Below are 23,473 nucleotides of genomic sequence, written 5' to 3'. Positions count from 1 at the left end.
GACCGACTAACAGGGACCCGCCAGATGCGATGGCAAATATTTTCATGCTGAAGCCGCCCACTCATTCAGATCCTCAGTGGGTGACACCGCGCTCGCGAGAAAATCATTAGTCGAGGCTTCTGCTTCAAAGCGATCACGAGCGCCGCGCTAATTATGTGTCAGACAGTCCTCAGATAAATGTTGGCGTCGTAGTAGTCTAAGCCTGAGCGCCTTTTAGAGGAACTGTAATAGCAATGCGTCCTAAAGTCAGAATCTATATTTGCATCTAAGAATATTTCGTATCGTTCGGCTTCCTCATGTAACATCCAATGATCAGCCCTGAGTAGGTAAAGAGAAGGATATTGACGTTGATTCCAGGGTTCCGTCATAATTTGATCAAACTCTGGATGCTCAACTTGCAGAATTGAGGACTCGCCAACAGGAAAAACTAGCATAATCACTAAATTGTACAGTTGCTCGCGTGTCAACTCGACTGTACGTATGAACGCTTTTACGGAGAACTGAGCCACATTATCAGGCGTCAGGTCAGGTAGCAACCAGTCGACATTGATTCGCGCGTAGGTGCTTGTCTCGAGTTGCGTCTGGCATAAATTCAAGCAATCATCTAATTCCGTCCACCAATTCACTAAATGTTCCATCCATTAGCGCGAAGCCAAGAAATCTGCTTGTTAGTTAACACTACCTCGCCCTGTCCATGTTTCCAAGTTCCATCAATGTTCAGGGAAGGGGCGCCTCGCCCTGGACCCAAGGCGACGTGTGTCTGCTCATTTGGAACTTTCGCAGTATCAATTCGAAAGATTCCTTTCGGAGCTTGCCCACGTGCAATTGCTGAATTCATTTGGTTTGGCGTCAGCGGAGGGCACGTGTTGTGGACGAGAATTTCGCTGTCGCCGACGTGGTAGGTGTGGATACCTTGGACGGTGAGGTTGTAGGCGGTGCCGATGTGGCTTCTGTTGGTGTCGAAGCGGCTGACTGAGACTACATTCCCTGACGCGGTTTCTAGTTTGTCGCCGGAGTCGAGCTGGTCGGCGCGTTCGAATCGTTGGTCAGTGACGTCCCAGAATGGATGGTCTTCAGTAGTGGTGATGACCTCACCATCAAGTATGAGATCAGTGAGGAGGTCCTGGTGGACCCATAGGTGCGTTACCTCCTTGGCCACCTGTTCGTCTGTTTCGGGGTCTGTGGCCAGGACGTAGTCGCCGACTTTGATGTCCTTAATGGGTCGTTTACTGCCGTCTGCCATTAATACGAGTGTTTCGCCAGCGAAACTGCAGTAGCTTGCACGCGAAGGGCCTCCGCGGCCGCTCATGCCAGCACCGACGTAGGCAGCAATGCCGGTGAGGCCAAGGCCGGTGATTTGCCAAAAGTTGTAGTCAGCGCATTGGTCGGGGTCCATAGTGCAGGCGCTTAACGCCAACGTTTTCGCATACTCCAGGTCGGTGCCGCCTTTAATAAGGTAGTCCGCGGCAATCCGGCACGCTGCCGTGGTGACGCAGACAACGCTTTTGCCGCTCATCAAAACGTCATTAGAAATCGTCAAGGCGCCCCAGTCCATCCACTGCACACGTGCAACGGCGATGTCGGTGACGTTGGGCAGCACATCTGCAGGAGTGAAAACGCGATACTGCCCATCGACCAAAAGAGCACCTGTGTGACGTTGGGAGTTGCGGCTGCTGTCAATGGGTTGCGGGCGGAAGTTCATATCGGGGCCGCCACCGCCGAGCCGCTTACCGTTGCCGGTTGCTGTTCTGGCCGCTGCAGTATGCCAACGGGGGCTCTGGCTAGCGTTGATATTCGTTGCGTCGGGGTCCCTCTGAGCCGCTACCGGCGGTGGTGTGACCCGAACTGATGAGAGGTCCCCGGCTGATTGGGGGTCCTTGTGAACACTGACATTCTTTACCGGTTTGGGTTGGCCTCCGCAGCGGGGGCCGCCGGTGAAGTCGCTGGAATTGAGTGGGCAGTACCCGAGAAAGTCCGTGTTGGTAGTGGGGTTCCCTGAGACGAACGCGTACCTGTTTTGGGTTTGCGAAGCCAGCGCTGACCCCTGGTAGGGGTCGGGGCTGAGCCAGGTAGCGGTGACAGGGTCGTATTGGCGGGCGTAGTAGGAGTTCAAATCGTTGGTGGGATCAGTGATCTCGCCGCCGTATCCAACTGTTGCGTTCCACCCGGGGGTGTTGAACGTCTGATTCCCGTAATCGCCGTAAGAAGCTTGTTCAGTGATCGTGGCCCCGACGGTTTGCGCGATGGGTGAGCCTTGCGCATCGACGAGGTTCCACCGCACCCCGGTGCCGGGGGTGGTCAACGTGGAGGCCTGAATAGCGACGTTGCCGGTGATATCCCGAACCATGCTGGTAGTCCCGGACGCGGGGTTAGTTTCAGCGAGAATGCTCAGGCCATCCCACACACTGGAAGTCACAGTGGGCTGCCCCACCACACCACCGTTGGCAACGCCACCTCCCGCATTACCAGCCCCAGCATTACCGCCGCCGGCATTCCCAGCTCCGGTGGTGTTTGTGTCGGTGCTGGTTTGCAACCGGCCGATTCCGTCGTAGGTGTTGTCGGTGGTGCGGCCGTCCCTCAAGATTTTGGTGAGCCGGTTTTGCGGGGACCACCCGTAGTTGGTGGTTGATCCGTCGACGGTTTCCTGAGTTCGCTGCCCGACCCCGTCGTAGCTGTAGGCGGCGGTGTGGGTGCCGGTGGAGGAAATGATTTGATTCAAGTTGTTGAACGTCGCGTTGGTGGTGGTGGGGTCAGCTCCGGTGGTGACCGCGGAAACCCGGTTCCCCGCTGGGTCGTAGGTGTAGGTGGCTGTCCCATCCCCACCCGCACCAGCAGCTGAACCAGCCGCACCTGTTGTCCCTGTTCCACCAGCTGTTGCCCCGGCGGTGGTGGTTGTGGTTGCGGTGAGGCGGTCGAGGGGGTCGTAGGTGTGGGTTTGGGTGTTGGACGTGACTGGTTTCGCTAGGCCTGCGGCGACCCCGGCGACGGTGGTGGGGGTGAGGAACGCGGCTAGGCCAGCTTTGGGGTCGGCGCCGCTGGTGGTGACGGTATTGGTTTCGGTGGTGACGTTGCTGCGGGTGTCGTATCCGTAGCCGAGAACAATTTTGCCGCCCGCCGGGACTTGGCCTTGCGCGGTCGGGATGTCCCATCCGGCTAGGTAGTCACCGGGTGCGATCCCACCAGCTGGGTTCCCACCCGCACCGGGGGCAACTGGGCCCAATGCTGTGGGGGTGGGGTCGGTGGGGAGTTGGTGGGTGATGGTGGTGACCCGACCAGCCCTGTCGTAACCGAAGGTGGTGTCCACCCCGTTCGAACGGTCCTCTTTGACGAGGCGTCCGGCTTTGTCGAAGGCGTATTTCAACTCCCCGAACGGCGACTTCTGCGCCACCGGCAACCCAGCCGCGTCGAAGGTGGTGGTGAGGGTTTCACCGGTGGGGTAGGTCAAGGCGGTTTGTTGGCCAGCTTTGTTGTAGGCGTGGGTGATGGTGGCGCCGGTGGGGTTCGTTTCGGTGAGGAGCTGCCCAGTGGGGTCGTAGGTCCAGCCGGTGACACCGACACTGTCGGTCATCGCGATGGGGCGACCTACTGCATCGAACTCCCACCCCACCGTCGTATCAGGCTTGGGGGCCTGTCCAGGTGCGGCGCCGGTGTTGGCGAACTTTTGTTGGGTGCGAAGTCCGGCGGGGGTGTAGGTGTTGGTGGTGGTGTCCCCATTGCCATCCACCGAAACCAGCACTTCCCCGACCGGGTCGAAAGTGTTTTTGGTGGTGACAACACCAGCGGCGTTCCTCACCTGGGTGGGTCGGGATAGAGCATCGAAGGTGGTGGTGGTGGTGGTGGTGTTGCCGTTGGGGTCAGTAACCGAGGTGCGGTTCCCAATTTTGTCGTACCCGTATGTGGTGGTCACATTCGCGGCCGCAGATCCAACCCCCGTGGGGGTGGCTGCTTCGATGAGTGTGGTGAGTTGCCCGACGGGGTCGTAGCCGTATTTGGTGACGGTCCCGGCGGGGTCGGTGGCCGTGATGGGTTGCCCAGCTGGGTCATACCCGGTTTTGGTGACGGCGCCCATCGGGTCGGTCACCGCGGTGACCCGGCCGGCGGGGTCCAGGGTTTGCGCCGTTACCGCGCCCAACGGGTCGGTGGCCGACAGTGCTCGGCCAGCGCCGTCGTAGGTGAAAGTGGTGGCGTTCCCATCGGGGCCGGTCGCGGCGGTGACGAGGCCGCGGGAGTCGAAGGTTTGGGTGCTGTTGCGTCCCAACGGATCCGTTGACCCAGTTAAACGCCCGAGGGTGTCGTAGGTGAAGGTGTTCACCGCACCCAACGCATCCGTCACAGCGACGAGGTGGCCGCGGGTGTCGTAGGTGTAAGAAGTGACCTGCCCCGCCGGGTCCGTGACCGTCTTCACTTGCCCGGTGGGGGTGTAGGTGTGGGTGGTGACCCGACCATCGGGGTCTGTGACCGAGGCGATTTGCCCGTTCACTGTGTAGGTGTAAACGATTTCCGACCCGACAGCGTCGATGGTTTTCACCACCCGGCCCAGCACGTCGTAGATGTAACCGGTGACACCACCGGCGGCGTCGGTGGAAGCAGTAACCCGGCCGACAGTGTCGTATTCGGTGGTCCACACCCCACCCCGGGGGTCGGTCACTGTGATGACGCGGCCGTTGGCGTCCACAGTGTTGGTGGACACCGCACCCAACGGATCCGTGCTGCTGGTGACTTGCCCGGTGGCATCGAACCCGGTGCCCCAGGTGTTGCCGTTCGGGTCGGTGACACCCACCACCCGATACAGCTGATCCCGGGTGTATTTGGTAACCGCACCCATCGGATCCGTGGTGGCGGTCAAATTGTCTTCGGTGTTGTATTCAAACCCCGTTACCGCCCCAGTGGGGTCGGTGACCGAAGCGACCCGGAACAGCACATCCCAGGTGTAAGAGGTGACCCCGCCGGCGGGGTCGGTGGAGGTCAGGACATGACCGTTGCGGTCATACGTGTATGAGGTGACTGCCCCCGCCGGGTCCGTGACAGTGGACAGGTTCCCGGCGGGGTCGTAGCCGAAGGTGGACGTGTTCCCCGCCGCATCCGTGGTACTCACGGCTTGACCGGCGTTGTCATAGCCAAGGGTGGTGATGTTCCCGGCGGGGTCGGTGCTGGACGTTAACTGCCCCACCGAATTCCACGCATACAGGGTGGTTTCCCCACCCGGATTAGTTTGAGACAGGACGTTCCCCGCCGCATCGAACGTCGCCGCAGTTGTGGACCCATCCGGCAGATGCGCACCGGTGACCAAACCCTGCGAGGTGACATCGAAGGTGGTGGTCCGGGTGGCGCCGCCCACCCCGCCGGTGTCAGTGCTGGAAGTAACCGTCCCAGTCTGGGAGTACGTAAACGACGTGACTGTGCCGTCGGGTTGGGTGATGCTGGTGGTGTTTCCGGCGGTGTCGAAGGTGTAATTCCAGGTCCGGCCCAACTGGTCGGTGGAGGCCACCACATTGTTGGCGCCGTCGTAGGCGAAACGTTTCACCCCGCCAGCAGCATCGACAATGGCGGTGACTCGGGAGGCGGTGTCGAATTCGTAGGTGGTGTTGTTGCCTTCGTTGTCGGTGTAAACGGTGCTGCCAGCGTTGTAGGTGAAGCGGCGGATGTTGTTTTGGGCGTCGCGTTGTTCCACGACCCGACCCGCGGTGTCGTAGGTGTTCACCAAATACAGCACATTTAGGGGGTCGGTGGCTGTCAGCAACTGGTGGGCGCCGTCGTAGGTGAAGGTTCGCACCCCACCGTCCGGGTAGGTGATGGATGTGAGGTCACCCGCGTTGTAGGTGAAACCCCACACCCGCCCGCCCGGCACCGTGTATGAGGTGATGTGACCGGCGTCGTCGGAGCCGACGGTGATGACTTGACCGTTGGTGTCAGTGATCGAAGCTAGGGGTAGGAACTGGGCGTTCGCCGAAGGGGCGCCGTATTGCAGGGTGTAGCCGTGACCGCGGGCATCAATGTATGAGGCGAGCTGCCCGATGCCTTCCACACCTGCGGCATCAAAAACCCACGTCCGCCCATCCGGGGACGTCATCGTTAACCGGCCGCTGCCAGTATCAGCCAAGGCAAGGTTCGCCCCTGGGTCCGAGGTGAAACCACCAGCCCCATCAGGGTTGAACACGTAGGACGCGCCGTCGCCACCGGCCATCATCACCGACCCGTCGATGAACCGCTGCACATGCGCGCCCGGCCCCATCGACCAACCCGCACCGTTACGGGTCAGGCGGCCGTCTTGGGAGTTATACGTCAACCCCACATCCACCCCGCTGTCACCGGGCAGGCTGTAAATGGGCAGCTGCTCAATCAGGTTCCCGGTGGTGAACGCCACCGGCTCGGCCCCATACGTTTGATAGTTATGCACACCCAGCTGCCGCCACCGGGCTTTCTCCGCATCCGACGGCGCCGCGGGCCAACCAGTGGTGGCGGGAGTGCCGCAATCAAACCCCGCCCCGTCAAGTACTGCGCGAACGAGGCGAACAAACTATTGGCGATCGATTGGAACCCGGCCGGGTCGTTGATCACCGCCCAGTCGTAATTGTTGTCCAAGTTCAACACCTCAAGGTGCGTGTAAGCGCCAGCAATATTCGCAAACGCCGCATGCGGCACCCCATTAGGTAGGGCGTTCCACTTCTGGGCCGGGCGACCGGTGTATGTGGGCAGACCAGCGATGATGTTCCCGGCCAACGCGTCATCAGCGGGGCGATTGAAGTTGAAAACCTTCGTCCCACCCTGCGACGGATTGGTGCCCCAGGCATGCCCCTCCGGGGCGTCGAAAGCGATCGTGGCGGTCAAAGCCGGATTCGCCGCCGCCGCAGTAGCCGCCCGCATCGCCTCCGACACCACCCTCGTGTTCGGGTCATCGCGGGTGAGCGTCACCGTCGCTAAACACTGCTGCTCCAACAACACCTGCACGGCCTTGGACAACGCAATGTTGTAAGGCAACTCCGACGCCACCACACCCGGTGAAGTCGTGTTCGCCACACCATCATCAGGGTCCAACACAATCGACGGCCCAACAGGGGCAACGAACGGGAAACCGATCACCACGAACTGCGACAAATGCGCAGACTCCCCCACCACCCTGCCCGACCCCGCAGCCCCCGACCCCGCATCAAACCGGGACGCCAACGCAATCCACGGGTCGCCGGTGTTTTCGCGGGTGAAGATCCGCGCCGTCGCGGGGTCCACCCCAGCCGCGGCCAACTGTGTTTTATCCACGTCGAAGGTGACAGTGACACCTGGGTCCACCGACGTCACAATCACCGGGCCGTCAGGGACTTTCACCGTCGTTACCGCAGCCTCAAACCGCGTCACCCCCACCCCAGCACTATCAGTGGCAGTAACTTCCACCGGCGCTGACACCGCAACACCATCCACCGCAATAGCCGCAGCCGCCGAAACCGTCGCCGGCAACTGCGCAACATCAACGGCCAACACACCTGCGGTTTTCTCACCACCAAAAACGATCGACGCACCCACCGCATCAGCAGACACCATGTCACCAGACCCCGCGGTGACCCGACCGGAACCAACAACCACATCCCCACCCACACCGCCGGTGCCAGAGCTACCGGGACTGCCGAGGGTTGCAGGATCCGTACCAGCAGGACCGGTGCCAGTGGGGTCGGTGCCAGCCGGATCAGCGGTGGTGGTTCGGATGTTCGCAGCCGCCGCGGCCCGCACCTTCGCCAACGTCACCACACCCGCCGCCGCTGTCCGTTCCTTCACGGCTTGGGCTGCGATACCGGCGTAATCAACGACCGGAATGGGGAACGCCTGCGCCGGAGCGACAGCAGAAACAGCCAACGCAACAGCAACCACCCCCGCCAACACACCGCGCATCCCACCCACACGCACACGAGCGCCCACAAACCCCGAAGCTGCCCGCATCAGATCGAACCCATTTCATCAGAAGACGCAGAACCAGCACCAGCACCCGCAGAGCCGTTTGGCCCACCGTCAGGCCGGCGGCGCCGAGACACCGCCAACAACCCAGCACCCAGCAACAACAACACCCCAGCCAAAACCACCCACACCGCCACATTCACACCCGTCACCGGCAACGCACCCCCCACCGGAACCGCAAGCACACCCACAGGTCTCACCACACCGCCGCCGCTGGCAGCAACACCACCACCCCCATCACCACGAGCCTGCGCGGCGGCGGCCGCTGCAGCGGTGTCATCAAACAGTTTTTTCAGCTGCTTCGCATCAGCAACCCCGTCGGCGTTGAAGTCCTCAGACCCCACAGCGCAAGTCACGTCGCCGCAGATCAACACCTCCACCCAATCGGGGATACCGTCGGCGTCAGCATCAGAGGAACCGCCCTCACAACTAGCGCTCCCACAGATGATCTGTTCCACATAATCAGGAATGCCATCGGCGTCAGCGTCAGCCTTCGGGTCAGCACACGTCGCCGTGCCGCACGCCCGCAGCTCCACCCAATCAGGAACACCATCCCCATCACTGTCCTGCCCCGGCGTCAAACACGTCGCAGTACCGCACACCTGACGCTCAACAACATCAGTGATCCGATCACCATCAGAATCGCACTTCGTAGCATCCACCCCCACACACGACAACGACACATCGCCCGGAGCAGCAGAAATACCAAGGAAATTTTGGATCTGGCCTGCCACGGGCGCTTCAATGACGGATCCGTGCGCCGCCGGGGCCATTGCCAGCACAAGACCTAGCGCCCACGCGAAAATCACCGGTAATCGACTCATCGAACCCACCCAACCGGCACTTCCGCGCCTCCAGTAGCCGCGATCTCACAGAAACTTAGCACGAAGGAGGCACGGGGCCATCACCAATTCAGCCGATTCATCACCTGTTTGCACGCAGCGAAAACTCCGTTCTGTGACCAAATATCCGCCTTGCCCCTCGTTGCCGTCGCGCCTGCCTGGGGGCGCCTTGCTCGTCCATTCACGCCGCAGCCGGCAGTCCCTGAAGATCCGCTTCCCCGCACGAGCTGGGGAGGTCGAATAGCCGAAACCCTTCTAACCACCGCCAGCGGTCGACTAGTACACCTTGAACTTCGGCACTGTCGCCCGCTCGCCGCAAGGACTTAATCCGAGCGCGCGCAAACTCCCCCACCCCAAAAGGGCCGGACGGAACCCTTGCCATCGGCGTGCCAGATTCCCAGTCTCAGCATCCGGCCGAACTCATGGCACCCAACAGGCACAGCAGCCCCCAATGCCGGGTTAGGCAAATTGGGGATTCGCCGGAACAATCGTCATATGCTGCCCCCTGGAAGAACACCGTCTGCCGCCCCGGGGATTCCGCGCCCCCGGCTCGGTGCTGCAAGCTCCTACCCTGGCCGTCCATTTCCGCTGGGCGCCACATTGGCAGCAGATGGTACGTACTTTTCCGTCGCCGCGGCCAAGGCCAGCGCCGTGGAGTTGTGTCTTGTCAACGCCGGCGGAGCGGAGACTCGCATCGAACTGACTGAGCAAACGTTTGGTATTTGGCATGGATTCATCCCTGGCGTCGGCGCTGGCCAGCGCTACGGATACCGAGTCCACGGCATCGATCCCAGCAAACTTCTGCTCGACCCGTACGCCCGACGCGTCGACTCTGTCGACTACGACCTTGATATCGTCTCCGCGCCCGGTGTCGACTCTGCTGGCCATGCCCCACTCGGTTTCGTCACCGCGCCACTCATTTCTCCTCGCCCCGGTCCCCAAGTGCCGTGGGAACATACGGTCCTCTACGAGGCGCACGTCAAAGGCCTCACGCAACTCCACCCCGGGGTGCCCGAAAGTCTTCGCGGTACCTACGCCGGGGTCGCGCATCCCGCCATCATCGAACATCTCCTGTCTCTGAACGTCACCACCCTCGAGTTGCTTCCGGTCCAAGCCTTCTCCACCGAACCAGGACTCCGAGCGACTGGCAGATCCAATTATTGGGGCTATTCGACGCTGAGCTACTTCGCCCCGCATCCTCGATATGCCAGCCGAACCGGGGCCGAACGCACCGAGTTTGCCTCGATGGTGGATGCGTTACACGGCGCGGGCATCGAGGTGGTGCTCGACGTCGTCTACAACCACACCAGCGAGGGCTGCCGCAAATATCCCACCCCGTTGACTCTGCGAGGTTTCGACCCCGACGCCTACTATTTGCCCTTCGACTCCGACATCACCGGCACCGGGAACACGCTGCAGACCGGAAGCCTGGAAACCGCCCGGTTGGTTTGCGACTCATTGCGTTACTGGGCAACCGAATTCCAGATTGACGGCTTCCGGTTCGACTTGGCCTCGGTGCTCGGCCGGCCACACGGCGGTGCATTCGACCCGGGCGCTGCGCTGCTCACCGCTATCGCCGCCGACCCATTGTTAGCCACTCGCAAGTTAATCGCCGAACCCTGGGACGCGACGGGCGAGGGATACGCAGTCGGTCAGTTTGGAGCCATGTGGGCAGAGTGGAACGACCGATTCCGAGATGGCGTCCGCGACTTTTGGCGTGGAGCCGGCGGCGTGAGAGATATTGGCTATCGTCTCACCGGGTCCAGCGACCTTTACTCCAGCAACAGGCGGCCGTGGGCGTCTATCAATTTCGTCACCGCACACGATGGGTTCACCCTTCGCGACACCGTCAGCTACGAACACAAGCACAATCTGGCCAACGGTGAGCAGGGCCGCGACGGCACCGATAACAATAGGTCTGCCAATTACGGCGAAGAGGGCGAAAGCTGCAACTTGGAAATCCGTGCCCTTCGAACCCGACAGGCTCGAAACCTCGCCGCCACCTTGTTGCTGTCCACAGGTACCCCCATGGTCACCATGGGCGACGAGCTGTGGCGCACCCAGGGAGGCAACAACAACGCCTACTGCCACGACAACGAGATCTCCTGGGTGGATTGGACTCTCGAACCCGAACAGGCAGACATGTTGGCATTTTTCCAACACACTTTGCGGATCCGCGCCGACTCCCCAGCGTTGCATCAGGGGGAATTTTTTGAAGGTCGGCAAACCGTCTTTGACGATGGCCTTCCGGACCTGGTCTGGTTCAACACCGTTGGCCAGCAGATGACGGACGAGGATTGGTTCGACTCGAATCGCCAAACGGTGCAAATGTGGCTCGACGGCCAAGACGTCCGTGGGCACGGGCCATACGGCCAGCCGCTATCCGATGATTCCTGGCTTATCGTGCTGCACGCTGGCGCCGCGCCGATCGACCTGACGTTGCCCGGGCCGCCCTATGCCGAGGCCTATGTCCCGGAGCTAAGCACTGACAGCGTCACCGGTGTCCCCTACGATGTGACGGCGATCCCGTCCGGAGTCCACATCACGGTTCCCGGCAGAACTTTCTTGCTTTTCCGCATCCATCGGGCTGGTGACATCGAAGATGCGGCCTTGGCTAACTAAGGGCAGGTGCTGAGAACGCTGGCTTTTGCGGGGATCCCCGACGTCGTCAGGGATCCCCGGCAAGTAGTCACCGATGTTTAGGCTGTAACTACCAAACCTAATTCAGCGGGAGCAGCCAGCAATGCGTGCTGGGGCAGCACTCGGACGGTGTATCCCACAGACCCCGACTGCGACAACGGCAATTCGACTTCGTAAGCAACGTTGTCGGAATCGCCTTCGATCGGCGCCATCGGTGTCAACGACACCTCGTGGAGTTCGTCAGTTTCACCGACCCGCCCCATCACCGCCTGCACCGCAACATCGCTGGGGGCAAGCCCTGCCAGATCAACGTGGGCTCGAACGGTCATCACACTACCCACTGACGGGGTTGCGCCGATTCCTGATGTATCGACATTAACCACGCGGACTTGGGGCCACGCTGATCGCACCTTGTCCTTCCATGCGGCCAACTGTTTAGCAGGCGCGAGGGAATCCGCGCTAACGGCCCTGTTGGCTGCTGCTGCGGGGGCGTAGTACTGCTCCACATAGTCGCGCACCATTCTCGTCGCCTGCACTCGCGGGCCAAGGTAGGCGAGGGTATGCCGCACCATATCGACCCAGCGGCCAGGGCGGCCGTCAAGACCGCGGTCGTAGAACAGTCGCGTTACCTGGTTCTCCATTAAGGCATAGAGCGCGTTGGCTTCTAAGTCGTTGCGGCGCTCCATGTCTGAGATCCCGTCAGCGGTGGGGATCATCCAACCGTCGTTGCCGTCGTAGAGCTCATCCCACCACCCGTCCGAGATGGAGAGATTAAGACCGCCGTTGAGTGCCGACTTCATCCCGGAAGTACCGGATGCCTCTTGTGGACGCAGGGGGTTGTTTAGCCACACGTCGGCTCCAGAACACAGGATCGCTGCCATCCCCATGTCGTAATCAGGGAGGAATACGATGCGGTGTCGAATTTCCGGATCATCCGTGAAGCGCACCATCTCCTGCATGTACGTCTTCCCACCGTCATCAGCAGGATGCGCTTTACCCGCAATGACGATCTGGATCGGATGGTCCGGGTCCAGTAGCAGCGCCTTGAGCCTCGCCGGATCGCGCAACATCAGGGTGAGCCTCTTATACGTCGACACCCGCCTGGCGAACCCAATCGTTAAGATCTCCGGGTCGAGAATGCTGTCTGTCCAGCCCAACTCCGCCTCTGTCCGGCCGCGCTGCAACCAGGACTTCTTCACAGCCATCCGGGCCATCTCTACCAACCGTGCGCGCAAAGTGTTGCGCAGCTCCCAGAGACGCTCACCGTCCACCGAGGCGCTATTGGGCCACTCGGGGGCGGAGGCCAGATCCTGCCAGTTCGCCATGTCACCCGCTATCTGGCGCATTTCACGCGATGCCCAGGTGGGCAGGTGAACGCCGTTGGTGACAGAACCGATCGGCACCTCGTGCGGGGCGAAACCAGGGAACAAACCGGAGAACATTTCCCGGGAGATCACACCGTGCAGCTTTGCGACACCATTCGCGCGCTGCGCGAGTCGCAGACCCATGTGAGCCATATTGAATCTTGATGGGTCGTCTTCGACTCCGAGCGCGAGCACCTCCCCCACATGCAGTCCGGGAACCAACGACGAGTCACCTTCCGAGTCACCTGCTAGATAGTGCTCCACCATGGACATTGGGAATCTGTCGATCCCTGCTGGCACGGGGGTATGGGTAGTGAAGACCGTGCCAGCGCGAACGGCGGAATGAGCTTCGCTGAAGGTCAGTCCCTCCTCCGCGATGAGGGTCCTGATCCGCTCCAGACCGAGGAAACCAGCGTGGCCCTCGTTCATGTGGAAGACCTCGGGCAGCGGGTGACCCGTCGCCTCGCAGAATGCACGGACGGCGCGAACGCCGCCGATGCCCACCAAGATTTCCTGTTTGATGCGGTGGTCTTGATCGCCCCCGTACAGCTTGTCGGTCACCTGACGTAGCTCGACATCATTGGCTTCAATATCGGTGTCCAGCAACAGCAATGGGACGCGGCCTACTTGTGCAAGCCAGATCCGAGCGACAATATTGCGGCCTCCGGGCATCGGTACAGCAATCGACAGCTGCTCGGAGTCCGCACCCAGAACAGGCGATAGCGGCAGCCCCTGCGGGTCGTGCGACGGGTAGTGCTCCTGCTGCCAACCATCGGCGTTGAGGGACTGCCAGAAATAGCCGAATCGGTATAAGAGGCCGATACCCACAATGGGTACCCCGAGGTCGGAGGCAGATTTGAGGTGATCTCCCGCCAGGATGCCGAGCCCTCCCGAGTAGTTGGGGAGCACCTCCGACACACCGAACTCGAGGGAGAAGTAGGCAATGGCGCGGGGAAAGTCGCCGCCTAGCCCGTCGCCTGTTTCGGTGTGATGAGAAATCTGCTGTTGATACCAGCGCGGCTCGGTGAGGTAGTGCTGCAGATCGGCGTCCAGAGCATGCATTCGTTGCAGGAAGTCCACATCGGTGGACAATTCCTGCAGCCGCTGGACGCTGACGGCTCCGAGCAGCCTCAGCGGATCGCCTTCGACCTTTTTCCATAGTTCCGGATCGATATCAGCGAACAGATCCTGGCTGGCCGGATGCCAAGACCACCGCAAGTTGCGGATAAGTGCCCCTAGCGGCCGCAACGCCTCTGGAAGTTGGGGACGGACGGTAAACCTTCTGAGTGCCTTCACACCTTGAAAAATATCTGATTTTCCGCAGCTCTGGGGACCACCATGAGGTAATTCTCCCCACCTCAGGGGAAACGAACTGCGCACCTGGGAACGATTCAGACACCTCCCAGCACCCCGCCCGGAGAGCACCCGGCACTACTTTGCACCCTGATTTGCCTGATCAGGCCATTCAGCCTCCCTCACCATAGCCTCGCGCCGGCGCCGGTGCGCCGACGAGAGCTGCCAGGCAACGGTAAGAAAAGAAATATTTCGACCGCCCGCGCGCCGGAAATCGAAAAGTCGAATGCGAACCAAATATTTTCTACTCAATTCGAACGTAACCGCAGGTCAGCGCGTAATCGCCAGGCCAGATTGCGGGATCGGTGCAAGAAGTCCCCTGCGAAAGGTTAGGGGTGGTGCTTGTTGGGTAGGTTTGCCATGTGGCTGGAAGAATCGGTATCTCAGACCTTGCCCCCTTAGTCGCTTGCGGCTCCTATCCTTCGAAGGCGGTGATCGGCGAAACCATCCTCATCAGTGCGACGGTTTTCCGAGAGGGCCACGATGCGGTAGCCGCAAATGTGGTGTGGCGTGGGCCGGAAGTCGCAGGTGGAGTCAAGGTGCGCACCCGCACGGTGGCCCCCCTCTTACGCATGCAGCCGGCGCCGGGCGTCGACCGCTATGTCGCCCACGTAGTCCCTGACAGGCAGGGCATCTGGACAGCAACAGTCGAGGCGTGGTCGGATCCACTTGAAACGTGGAAACATGCCGTGGAAATCAAGGCTGCCGCCGGCCAGTCCGGCGCGGAAATGGCCAATGATCTGGCCACTGGCATCGAATTGTTGGACCGGATTTCTCGGCGGCCGCAGCAAAAGTACGCCACCGCTATTCGCACGGCTATCGCTGCCCTTCGCGACGAAAGCCGTTCTGTCGCAGAGCGTATCGGGCCTGCTGTGGCGCAGGAGCTGTGGTCCGTGCTCGCCGCCGACCCCATTCGAGAGCTGACTACCAAAGCCGCCCCGATCCGGATTTGGGTGGACCGCCCGCTCGCAGAATTTGGCTCTTGGTACGAATTATTCCCCCGCTCCCTGAGCGCTGAGGTCGGGCCGAATGGTGAAGTGCTGCGCCACGGGACGTTCGCGGATGCGACGGCAGAATTGCCGAGGGTCGCCCGCATGGGCTTCGACGTCTTGTACCTACCCCCGATCCATCCCATCGGGAAGCTGAACCGCAAGGGTAAGAACAATACGGTGGAGAGCGGGCAACACGATGTCGGCTCCCCGTGGGCCATCGGATCGGATGAGGGCGGCCATGATGCGATTAACCCGGATCTGGGGACGCTGGCTGACTTTGACGCATTCGTCGCTGCGGCGAAGGAGCAAAACATCGAGATCGCGTTGGACTTTGCGCTGCAATGCGCTCCCGACCACCCTTGGGTAACGTCGAATCCCGAGTGGTTCACCACGCTCGCCGACGGATCAATTGCGTATGCAGAGAATCCGCCGAAAAAGTATCAAGACATTTATCCCATTAACTTCGATAACGCTCCGGCGACGTTGTACGCAGAAATTCTGCGGGTGATCAGATTCTGGATCGACCGCGGGATCACGGTGTTCCGTGTGGACAACCCACACACCAAGCCCATTAACTTCTGGGAGTGGTTAATCAATCAGGTGCACATCACGCATCCGGAGGTAATCTTCCTCGCCGAGGCCTTCACCCGAGCGCCGATGATGCACGAGCTGGGTCGGGTCGGTTTCACGCAGTCCTACACATACTTCACGTGGCGGACCGCCAAGGCCGACATCATCGACTACGGAGTCGAATTGGTCCTGGCATCGGACTACATGCGGCCCAATTTTTTCGTTAACACGCCAGATATCCTGCCGTTCCATTTGCAGACGCAGTCCAGAGCAATGTTCGCAATCCGCGCCGTGCTGGCCAGCATGCTAGCCAGCACGTGGGGCGTGTATTCAGGTTTCGAGTTGTACGAAAGCGAAGTGCTGGCGGAAGGCAAAGAGGAGTATCTGAACTCCGAGAAGTTCGAACTCCGGCCGCGGGATCACGCCGGGGCGCTGCAGCGAGGTGACTCCTTGGAACCTTTCATCACCCAGCTCAACCACATTCGCCGCGACCATCCCGCACTGCAAAAGCTCAAGGGCCTCTGGTTCCACGGCATCAATAACGAGCAGCTGCTGTGTTTCTCCAAACGGGACGAGCGCAGCGGCGACACCGTCATCGTGGTGGTCGCACTCGCCGCGCAAGGCATGTACTGGGGAACCACCGACCTGTACTTGCCGGCGCTCGGTCTGGAATGGGGCGCCGAGTTTGACGTCGTTGATGAAATATCGGGCGAGCAGTATCACTGGGGCCAGTTCAACGACGTGGGGTTAGACCCGGAGCAACGGGTCGCGCACATTCTCACGGTGAAGTCGCGCTAGCTTCATTCCTTTTTAGCCGGGCTCCACAGCACTGCCAGACCCACACTCCCTTGCCCACAAGAAAATGGTGCACATGACTTCCAGCGAAATCGCTCATCAGCAGCACGACGGCCACGACGACCACGTGATCGACGAGCCGGCGTCCTCCGACTTCCCTTCCGCGCGGGCCTTACCGGCTGATCCCGGTTGGTACAAGCGGGCGGTGTTCTACGAAGTGCTCGTGCGAAGTTTCTACGACTCGAACGGCGATGGCTCAGGAGACCTTCGGGGCCTGATTGAGAAGTTGGACTACTTGGCGTGGCTCGGTGTCGATTGCCTGTGGCTCCCGCCGTTCTACGACTCTCCGCTGCGCGATGGTGGCTACGACATTCGCGACTACCGCAAGGTGCTGCCCGAGTTCGGCACGGTCGAGGATTTCGTAGCCCTGCTCGATGCTGCGCACGCCCGCGGCATGCGGGTGGTGACCGATCTCGTCATGAACCACACCTCCGACTCGCACCAGTGGTTCCAGGAGTCGCGCAGCGATCCCACCGGCCCTTACGGCGACTATTACGTCTGGTCGGATGACGACACCCTGTACCCGGACGCGCGCATTATCTTTGTCGATACCGAGCCGTCCAACTGGACCTTCGACCCCATCCGCAAGCAATATTTCTGGCATCGGTTTTTCTCCCACCAGCCCGACCTCAACTTCGAAAACCCCGCGGTGGGCGACGCCCTGATCGACATTATGCGATTCTGGCTAGACCTCGGAATCGACGGCTTCCGGTTGGATGCGGTTCCGTACCTCTACGTGCGCGAGGGCACCAACGGCGAGAACCTGCCGGAAACCCACGCCTATCTCAAGCGGTGTCGCGCGGTCATCGAAGCCGAATACCCGGACGCCGTGCTGCTCGCCGAGGCTAACCAATGGCCCGCCGACGTGGTGGACTACTTCGGCGACCCCGCCGCAGGCGGCGACGAGTGCCACATGTGCTTCCACTTCCCGCTGATGCCACGAATTTTTATGGCGGCTCGCCGGGAGTCCCGATTCCCCATCTCGGAAATCCTTGCGCAGACGCCAGCCATTCCTTCGTCATCTCAGTGGGGCATCTTCCTGCGCAACCACGACGAGCTCACTCTCGAAATGGTCAGCGACGAGGACCGCGACTACATGTGGGCCGAATACGCCAAAGACCCTCGGATGAAGGCCAACATCGGCATCCGGCGACGTCTGGCGACGTTGCTGGACAACGATCGCAACCAGCAAGAGTTATTCACCGCTTTGCTGCTCTCCCTTCCGGGCTCGCCGTGTCTGTATTACGGCGATGAAATCGGTATGGGCGACAACATCTGGCTTGGCGACCGCGATGGCGTCCGCACCCCCATGCAGTGGTCGCCCGACCGCAACGGCGGTTTCTCCCGGTCCGATCCAGCCAGGCTAAATCTGCCGTCCATCATGGACCCGATCTACGGATTCCAAGCGGTAAACGTTGAGGCGCAGATGAACTCGTCGGCCTCGCTGTTGCATTTCGTCCGCCGCATGATCGAAATCCGCAAGCGCCACGCGGCTTTCTCCGCGGGCACCTTCACCGACTTGGGCGGCTCCAATCCCACTGTGCTGTCGTACGTGCTGGTGGTTGCCGACGAGGCGGTCGAGGGGGCGCGAGGCTCGACGAAGTCGGTGTTGTGCGTCAACAACCTGTCGCGATTCCCACAGCCGGTCGAGCTGGATTTACGAAAGTTTGAGGGTGCAATCCCCACCGAGCTCACAGGCGGGACCGCGTTCCCACCCGTCGGCGAGCTTCCCTATCTGCTCACACTGCCGGGCCACGGCTTTTACTGGTTCGAGCTCACCCCGGTGCTCACGCCCGAAGAAGGGTAAGGAGAAATAATGACAGAAACTACTTCACGGCTTCCGCTCGACGACCCGGCTTTACTAGATCTGATCAGCAGCTGGCTACCGCACCAACGCTGGTTCGCCGGGAAAGGCGGCCAACTGGGCCCGATCTCGATCGAAGCTCGTGCCGCGCTCGATACTCCGGAATGGGACGCGGGTGACGCCGCTGACATGATGCGGGTCGAGCACCTGATCCTGCGTGTTTATACCAACGTTGGCGAGCAGATGTACCAGCTCTTCCTCGGTTGGCGCCACACTGTCTCCGATCGGTTGCAGCACTCCGTCATTGGCTCCATCGGCAACGAGACGGTGTACGACGCGCTCCATGACGCAGCGGTCAGCTCACAGCTGCTCAGTAGAATTCATGCCTCGCGCACGTGGGGTCCCATTACTCTGGCTGCTGAAGTGGATTCGGAGTTCGACGCTACTGCGCCCGGTCTAGTCATCAGCGGCGAGCAGTCAAATACCTCCATCATCTTTGGAGACACCTCAATCCTGAAGGTCTTCCGGCGAATCGAGCCGGGCCAAAATCCCGACGTCGAGATCCACCGGGCTTTGAAAGTTGCTGGTAGCAAACACGTTGCGGCGCCGCAGGGCGTCCTGGAGGCCGACGTTGCTGGTGTGCCGACGACGCTGGGCTTCATGGCCAGCTTTTTTGCCAACAGCGCGGACGGCTGGGCGATGGCCTGCGCCAGCGTGCGGGACCTCCTCGCCGAAGGTGACCTGCGGGCCGACGAGGTAGGTGGCGATTTCGCCGCTGAGGCTCATCGGCTCGGGGAAGCCGTCGCACACGTCCACACCGACCTCGCAGCCGCTTTCGGCACCGACCATGTAGACGCCAGCCAATGGCAAACGACGCTGGACGCCATGATTTCAGAGGCACGGGCGGTAGCTGCCTACGTTTCCTCCGTCGCCGAACATCTGGACGGCATCATCGCTACATTCGAGGCCGCCAGGCACGTCGGCAGCGCAGCCACCCGTCAGCGTATTCACGGCGATCTGCATCTCGGGCAAACGCTGCGCACCCTGACCGGCTGGGTCATCATCGATTTCGAAGGCGAACCTGCCAAACCCATGGTCGAACGCCGCGCCAAGCACTTGCTGGCAAAAGACCTCGCGGGCATGCTGCGGTCGTTAGATTACGCGGCCCATCACCTGCTGCCGGGCGGTGCCAGCGATGCGCAGCAGACCTACCGCGCCGGTGAATGGGCAACCCGCAATCGGCACGCTTTCCTCGCCGGCTACGAAGCTGTCGCGGGAGAAGAACAATTGGCCAGCCTGCACGAGAAGGCACTTATTCGGGCCTATGAGCTGGATAAAGCGGTCTACGAAGTGGCATACGAACACGGCAACCGGCCTAGCTGGGAACCGATCCCGCTGCATGCCATCGCGACATTGATTAAAGCCGGAGGAAATGCATGAGTCTCGAAAACAACGATCGCCATCCCGCTAGTCCCACCGCAGCCGCGGCAGCCGCTGCGGCTGCCGTCGCCCCCCAGCGGATATCCCGGCGAGCGCCGAAGTTACCACCACGGCTGCGGCGGCACCGAGCGGCACCTACGTTGCCGCACCTGCCGCTCCGGCGGGGCCCAGCACCGACGACTACGAGAAGCTGATTGGCGGTGAAACTCACAACCCCCACGGCATTCTCGGTGCGCACCCGCAAACCGACGGCAGCACGATCGTCCGCACCCTGCGGCATCACGCCGCCAACGTTGAGCTGCTGTACGACGGCCAAGAGCTGAGCTTCGAGCACGCGTACGGCGGCATTTGGGCTGTCACCGTTCCGGGGCCTGTGGGCGACTATCGGATCAGGGTGACGTACGGGGAAAACGAACCGCTCGTGGTGGACGACCCTTATCGCTGGCTTCCCACCTTGGGCGAAGTCGACCTGTACCTGATCGGCGAAGGCCGTCATGAGCGTCTCTGGGATGTCCTCGGGGCCCACGTGCGCACCTACGACACGCCTGGCGGTTCTGTCACCGGCACCTCCTTCGCAGTCTGGGCTCCCAACGCTGCGGGCGTGCGCGTTTCCGGCGATTTTGACCATTGGACCGGATCGGGCCAGCCGATGCGCTCGCTTGGGTCCACGGGCGTCTGGGAAATCTTCCTGCCCGATGTCCATCCAGGAACCCGCTACAAGTTCCAAATACTGGGTGCAGACCGCGTCTGGCGAGACAAGGCCGACCCGCTGGCGTTCTATTCCGAGATCCCGCCGCACACCGCTTCGGTGGTGTTCAGCAGCGAGTACGCCTGGGATGACGCCACCTGGATCGACGAGCGCGCGAAAGCCGATCTGCTGCACTCACCCATCTCTATCTACGAAGTCCACGCGGGTTCGTGGAAGATGGGGCTGTCCTATCGCGAAATGGCTGACGCGCTGATCGCCGACCTGGACGTGACGGCCTTCACCCACGTGGAGTTCCTGCCGTTGGCTGGCCATCCGTTCGCCCCGTCATGGGGGTACCAAGTCACGTCGTACTATGCATCCGATTCTCGCTTCGGATCTCCGGACGATTTCCGCTACTTGGTAGACCGGCTTCATCAAGCCGGGTACGGCGTCATTCTCGACTGGGTCCCCGCACATTTCCCCAAGGACGCATTCGCCCTGGCTCGCTTTGATGGAACCGCACTGTACGAGCACGCCGACCCCCGCCGTGGAGAGCAACCCGACTGGGGCACCTACGTTTTCGACTTCGGGCGCCGCGAGGTGCGCAACTTTTTGGTCGCCAATGCCCTGTACTGGCTCGAAGAGTTCCATATCGACGGCCTGCGGGTCGATGCTGTCGCGTCGATGTTGTACCTGGATTATTCGCGCGAAGATGGGCAGTGGCTGCCTAACGAACACGGCGGAAATGAAAACCTGCAGGCCGTGTCGTTCCTGCAGGAGGTCAATGCGACCGTCGACAAGCGAGTACCCGGCGCGCTGATGATCGCCGAGGAATCCACCGCGTGGCCGGGCGTCACTCGGCCGACCCATCTGGGCGGGTTGGGCTTCCACCTGAAATGGAACATGGGCTGGATGCACGACACGCTGTCCTACCTGGCGCGGGAACCGGTGCACCGGTCCTGGCACCACAACGAGATGACGTTCTCGTTGATGTACGCCTTCTCCGAGCAGTTCGTGTTGCCGATTTCCCATGATGAGGTCGTGCACGGCAAGGGCTCATTGTGGGGAAAGATTGTCGGAGACGACTGGCGTAAGGCCGCCACCCTCCGCGCCTACTACGCGCACATGTGGGCTCACCCGGGCAAACAACTGTTGTTCATGGGTCAAGAACTGGGTTCGCCGACGGAATGGACCGAGGCGCAATCCCTGCCCTGGCACCTGCTCGATCAGCCTCTGCACGCCGGTATTCGGCAGATGGTCGGGGACTTGAACCGGACTTATCGGGCCTTCCCTGCGCTCTACACCCAGGACTTCACACCATCCGGCTTCAACTGGATCGATGCCAATGATCGCGGCGGCAACGTGTTGTCCTACCTTCGGTGGGGATCCGACGGGTCCGCGCTGGTGTGCGTCCTGAACTTCTCAGCCGACGTGCACCACAACTACCGGGTGGGCATGCCATTTGCCGGAACGTGGCGCGAAGCCATCAATACCGATAACCACGTGTACGGCGGCTCTGGCGTCGGCAACGGCGAGATCCTTGCGAGCGAAGAAGCATTCCATGGACAGCCAGCCTCAGCTGTGCTGACCCTGCCACCGCTCGGCGCGCTGTGGTTGGTACTCACCGACTAGTTCGGCCGGTGGTCACGAAGCGTGTAGTAATGGTGCTGTGAACCAACGGCGCCACCGCAGAACCTTGAGCCGAATGACGGCCTTGGTCGCGGTGGCGTCGTTGTTGTTTGCCTGCACTCAGTATCGGCAGCGCGAACCTAGCTCGGCGACCTCAGAGACTTCTGCGGCGCTGCTGGACGCAACCCTCCCGCCGACGGTGAGTCGCGTGGCGGGATCCCCTGATAAAAACCCTGGACCGGACACCGCACTGCCGTCGGAAGTCCTCGCGGAGCTGGTTCGGTATTGGACTTTGGTCTTTCCAGACGCTTTTGGTCGACAATTCACGCCCCTGGCGGGCGGTATACATCCGTTGGATTCTCAAATCGCGGATTCGAATGGCCCTGAAACTGGGGCTCTGTGCATCATCACCGCCGCGCAAATTGCCGGCAATGCCTACTACTGTCCGGGTACTGACGGGATCGTCTATGACACCGCTGTGTTGGTACCCGTTCTCACAACGCACTACGGGCGCGCAGGCGTCATTTCCAGTTTTGCGCACGAGTTCGGCCACGCGGTGGCAGCCCGGGCGAAGGTGGCGACCGGAGCGGCCATCAATGTAGAGGCCCAAGCAGACTGTTTTGCTGGCAATTTCCTCGCCTGGGAGGCATCGCCGGAGGGGGCTGATCTCGCAGGTTCCGGCGCTGCCTTCCTCTCCGAACTGGCTCCGTTACTAGACTTTCGCGATCAACCCGACTTCTCCCCCGCTACCGCCGGCGCACACGGCCTTGGTATCGACCGCGCGCAGGCCGTGATATTGGGTTATCGCGGCACTCCCGTCGACTGCGTAGAAATCGCCAACCGAGGGCTAGTGGTCGCACTCGGCAAAATGAAGTCAGCGCTCAAGACTTCGCCACGATTTGGTGATGATGCCTCCGTGGTCCAGGCCGCGCGGACAAGCGCAGAGCAGAGCGGACTTTTTGCTCTCACGAGCGCGCAGTGGTCCACGGTTGCCCCTAGCGTCGCCGACCGGAAGGCAGCTGCCGATCTCGGCCAGTTCGGTCTCGCTACCGCCACGGTGCGGGCAGCTTCCGCGCTGCGGTTTCCTCGAGACGCCGCCGCAGCCGGATGCGCAGTGGGACGGTGGGTTGCGGCTATTTATGGCAGCGCGGTGCCCGGAACTTTGGGATCTTGGCCGACCGACGTCGACGAGGCCTTGGACCTGATGCGTCTGAGCGACTCGGCAAGCTCCGCAGAAGTGATCGGATTTGTGGACGGCTTCGCCCGCGGCTGCGTCTAGCTGTCGGCAACGCACAGCTAGCGCGCAGCAGCAGTGCAGTGAACCTGCCGGGTGGGGCGTTCGCCGTCGAAGCGAC

Annotated in this window: 11 protein-coding genes; 6 read left to right on the top strand and 5 right to left on the bottom strand. The window is 61.3% G+C overall.

Going from position 1 to position 23,473, the window contains the following annotated elements; translation table 11 throughout:
* Window positions 1-625: 625 nt before the first annotated feature.
* The 3 genes from EH165_RS06520 to EH165_RS06510 are packed head-to-tail and all read right to left on the bottom strand — an operon-like array spanning window position 626 to window position 8,765.
* Window positions 626-6,364, bottom strand: coding sequence for a polymorphic toxin-type HINT domain-containing protein (locus tag EH165_RS06520; protein ID WP_124798649.1), 5,739 nt, complete (start codon window positions 6,362-6,364; stop codon window positions 626-628).
* Window positions 6,340-7,926, bottom strand: a complete 1,587-nt coding sequence (locus tag EH165_RS06515; RefSeq protein ID WP_124798647.1) for an N-acetylmuramoyl-L-alanine amidase — start codon at window positions 7,924-7,926, stop codon at window positions 6,340-6,342. The genes EH165_RS06520 and EH165_RS06515 overlap by 25 nt, the downstream gene beginning before the upstream one ends.
* Window positions 7,926-8,765, bottom strand: a complete 840-nt coding sequence (locus tag EH165_RS06510) for an LPXTG cell wall anchor domain-containing protein (RefSeq protein ID WP_124798645.1) — start codon at window positions 8,763-8,765, stop codon at window positions 7,926-7,928. Before EH165_RS06510 ends, EH165_RS06515 begins: the two co-directional genes overlap by 1 nt.
* A gap of 513 nt (window positions 8,766-9,278) precedes the next feature.
* On the opposite strand from EH165_RS06510, the gene glgX reads away from it, so the two are divergent.
* Window positions 9,279-11,405 carry a glycogen debranching protein GlgX gene (glgX, locus tag EH165_RS06505; RefSeq protein ID WP_124798643.1) on the top strand — a complete coding sequence of 709 codons (2,127 nt, stop codon included), beginning with the start codon at window positions 9,279-9,281 and terminating at the stop codon, window positions 11,403-11,405.
* 77 nt (window positions 11,406-11,482) lie between these two features.
* Here glgX and glgP read toward each other — a convergent pair whose 3' ends face one another.
* Window positions 11,483-14,083: an alpha-glucan family phosphorylase gene (gene glgP / locus EH165_RS06500; RefSeq protein ID WP_124798641.1), complete on the bottom strand. Its 2,601-nt coding sequence runs from the start codon at window positions 14,081-14,083 to the stop codon at window positions 11,483-11,485.
* A 419-nt stretch (window positions 14,084-14,502) separates the two neighbouring features.
* Here glgP and EH165_RS06495 point away from each other — a divergent pair, with 419 nt between their 5' ends.
* The 3 genes from EH165_RS06495 to EH165_RS06485 all read left to right on the top strand — a co-directional run bounded on the left by EH165_RS06495 (window position 14,503) and on the right by EH165_RS06485 (window position 19,801).
* The gene (locus EH165_RS06495) at window positions 14,503-16,500 is read left to right on the top strand and encodes a maltotransferase domain-containing protein (RefSeq protein WP_124798639.1); all 1,998 of its coding nucleotides are present in this window, start codon (window positions 14,503-14,505) and stop codon (window positions 16,498-16,500) included.
* A gap of 73 nt (window positions 16,501-16,573) precedes the next feature.
* On the top strand, window positions 16,574-18,364 hold the full coding sequence (gene treS / locus EH165_RS06490; protein WP_206426138.1) for a maltose alpha-D-glucosyltransferase: 1,791 nt from the start codon (window positions 16,574-16,576) through the stop codon (window positions 18,362-18,364).
* A gap of 9 nt (window positions 18,365-18,373) precedes the next feature.
* Window positions 18,374-19,801 (top strand): maltokinase N-terminal cap-like domain-containing protein, encoded by a 1,428-nt coding sequence (locus EH165_RS06485; RefSeq protein WP_124798635.1) that lies wholly within the window; start codon window positions 18,374-18,376, stop codon window positions 19,799-19,801.
* Here the strand turns inward: EH165_RS06485 and EH165_RS16125 are convergent.
* Window positions 19,779-20,117, bottom strand: coding sequence for a hypothetical protein (locus EH165_RS16125; protein ID WP_239020741.1), 339 nt, complete (start codon window positions 20,115-20,117; stop codon window positions 19,779-19,781). The genes EH165_RS06485 and EH165_RS16125 overlap by 23 nt on opposite strands.
* Between EH165_RS16125 and glgB the strand changes: the two genes are divergently transcribed.
* On the top strand, window positions 20,025-22,121 hold the full coding sequence (gene glgB, locus EH165_RS06480; RefSeq protein ID WP_422392138.1) for a 1,4-alpha-glucan branching protein GlgB: 2,097 nt from the start codon (window positions 20,025-20,027) through the stop codon (window positions 22,119-22,121). The genes EH165_RS16125 and glgB overlap by 93 nt on opposite strands.
* Before the next feature lie 73 nt (window positions 22,122-22,194).
* Window positions 22,195-23,397, top strand: coding sequence for a neutral zinc metallopeptidase (locus tag EH165_RS06475; RefSeq protein WP_124798631.1), 1,203 nt, complete (start codon window positions 22,195-22,197; stop codon window positions 23,395-23,397).
* Window positions 23,398-23,473: the final 76 nt, after the last annotated feature.

This window comes from Nakamurella antarctica (assembly GCF_003860405.1).
Classification (GTDB): domain Bacteria; phylum Actinomycetota; class Actinomycetes; order Mycobacteriales; family Nakamurellaceae; genus Nakamurella; species Nakamurella antarctica.
The sequence above is the reverse complement of the archived record's forward strand: the minus strand, read 5'-3'. Positions and strand labels throughout refer to the sequence as shown.

Excerpts from the sequence above, each read along its gene's own strand:
- treS (WP_206426138.1), top strand. The coding sequence starts at position 16,574 with ATGACTTCCAGCGAAATCGCTCATCAGCAGCACGACGGCCACGACGAC.
- EH165_RS06475 (WP_124798631.1), top strand. The coding sequence starts at position 22,195 with ATGACGGCCTTGGTCGCGGTGGCGTCGTTGTTGTTTGCCTGCACTCAG.
- EH165_RS06515 (WP_124798647.1), bottom strand. The coding sequence starts at position 7,926 with ATGCGGGCAGCTTCGGGGTTTGTGGGCGCTCGTGTGCGTGTGGGTGGG.
- glgX (WP_124798643.1), top strand. The coding sequence starts at position 9,279 with ATGCTGCCCCCTGGAAGAACACCGTCTGCCGCCCCGGGGATTCCGCGC.
- EH165_RS06510 (WP_124798645.1), bottom strand. The coding sequence starts at position 8,765 with ATGAGTCGATTACCGGTGATTTTCGCGTGGGCGCTAGGTCTTGTGCTG.
- EH165_RS06485 (WP_124798635.1), top strand. The coding sequence starts at position 18,374 with ATGACAGAAACTACTTCACGGCTTCCGCTCGACGACCCGGCTTTACTA.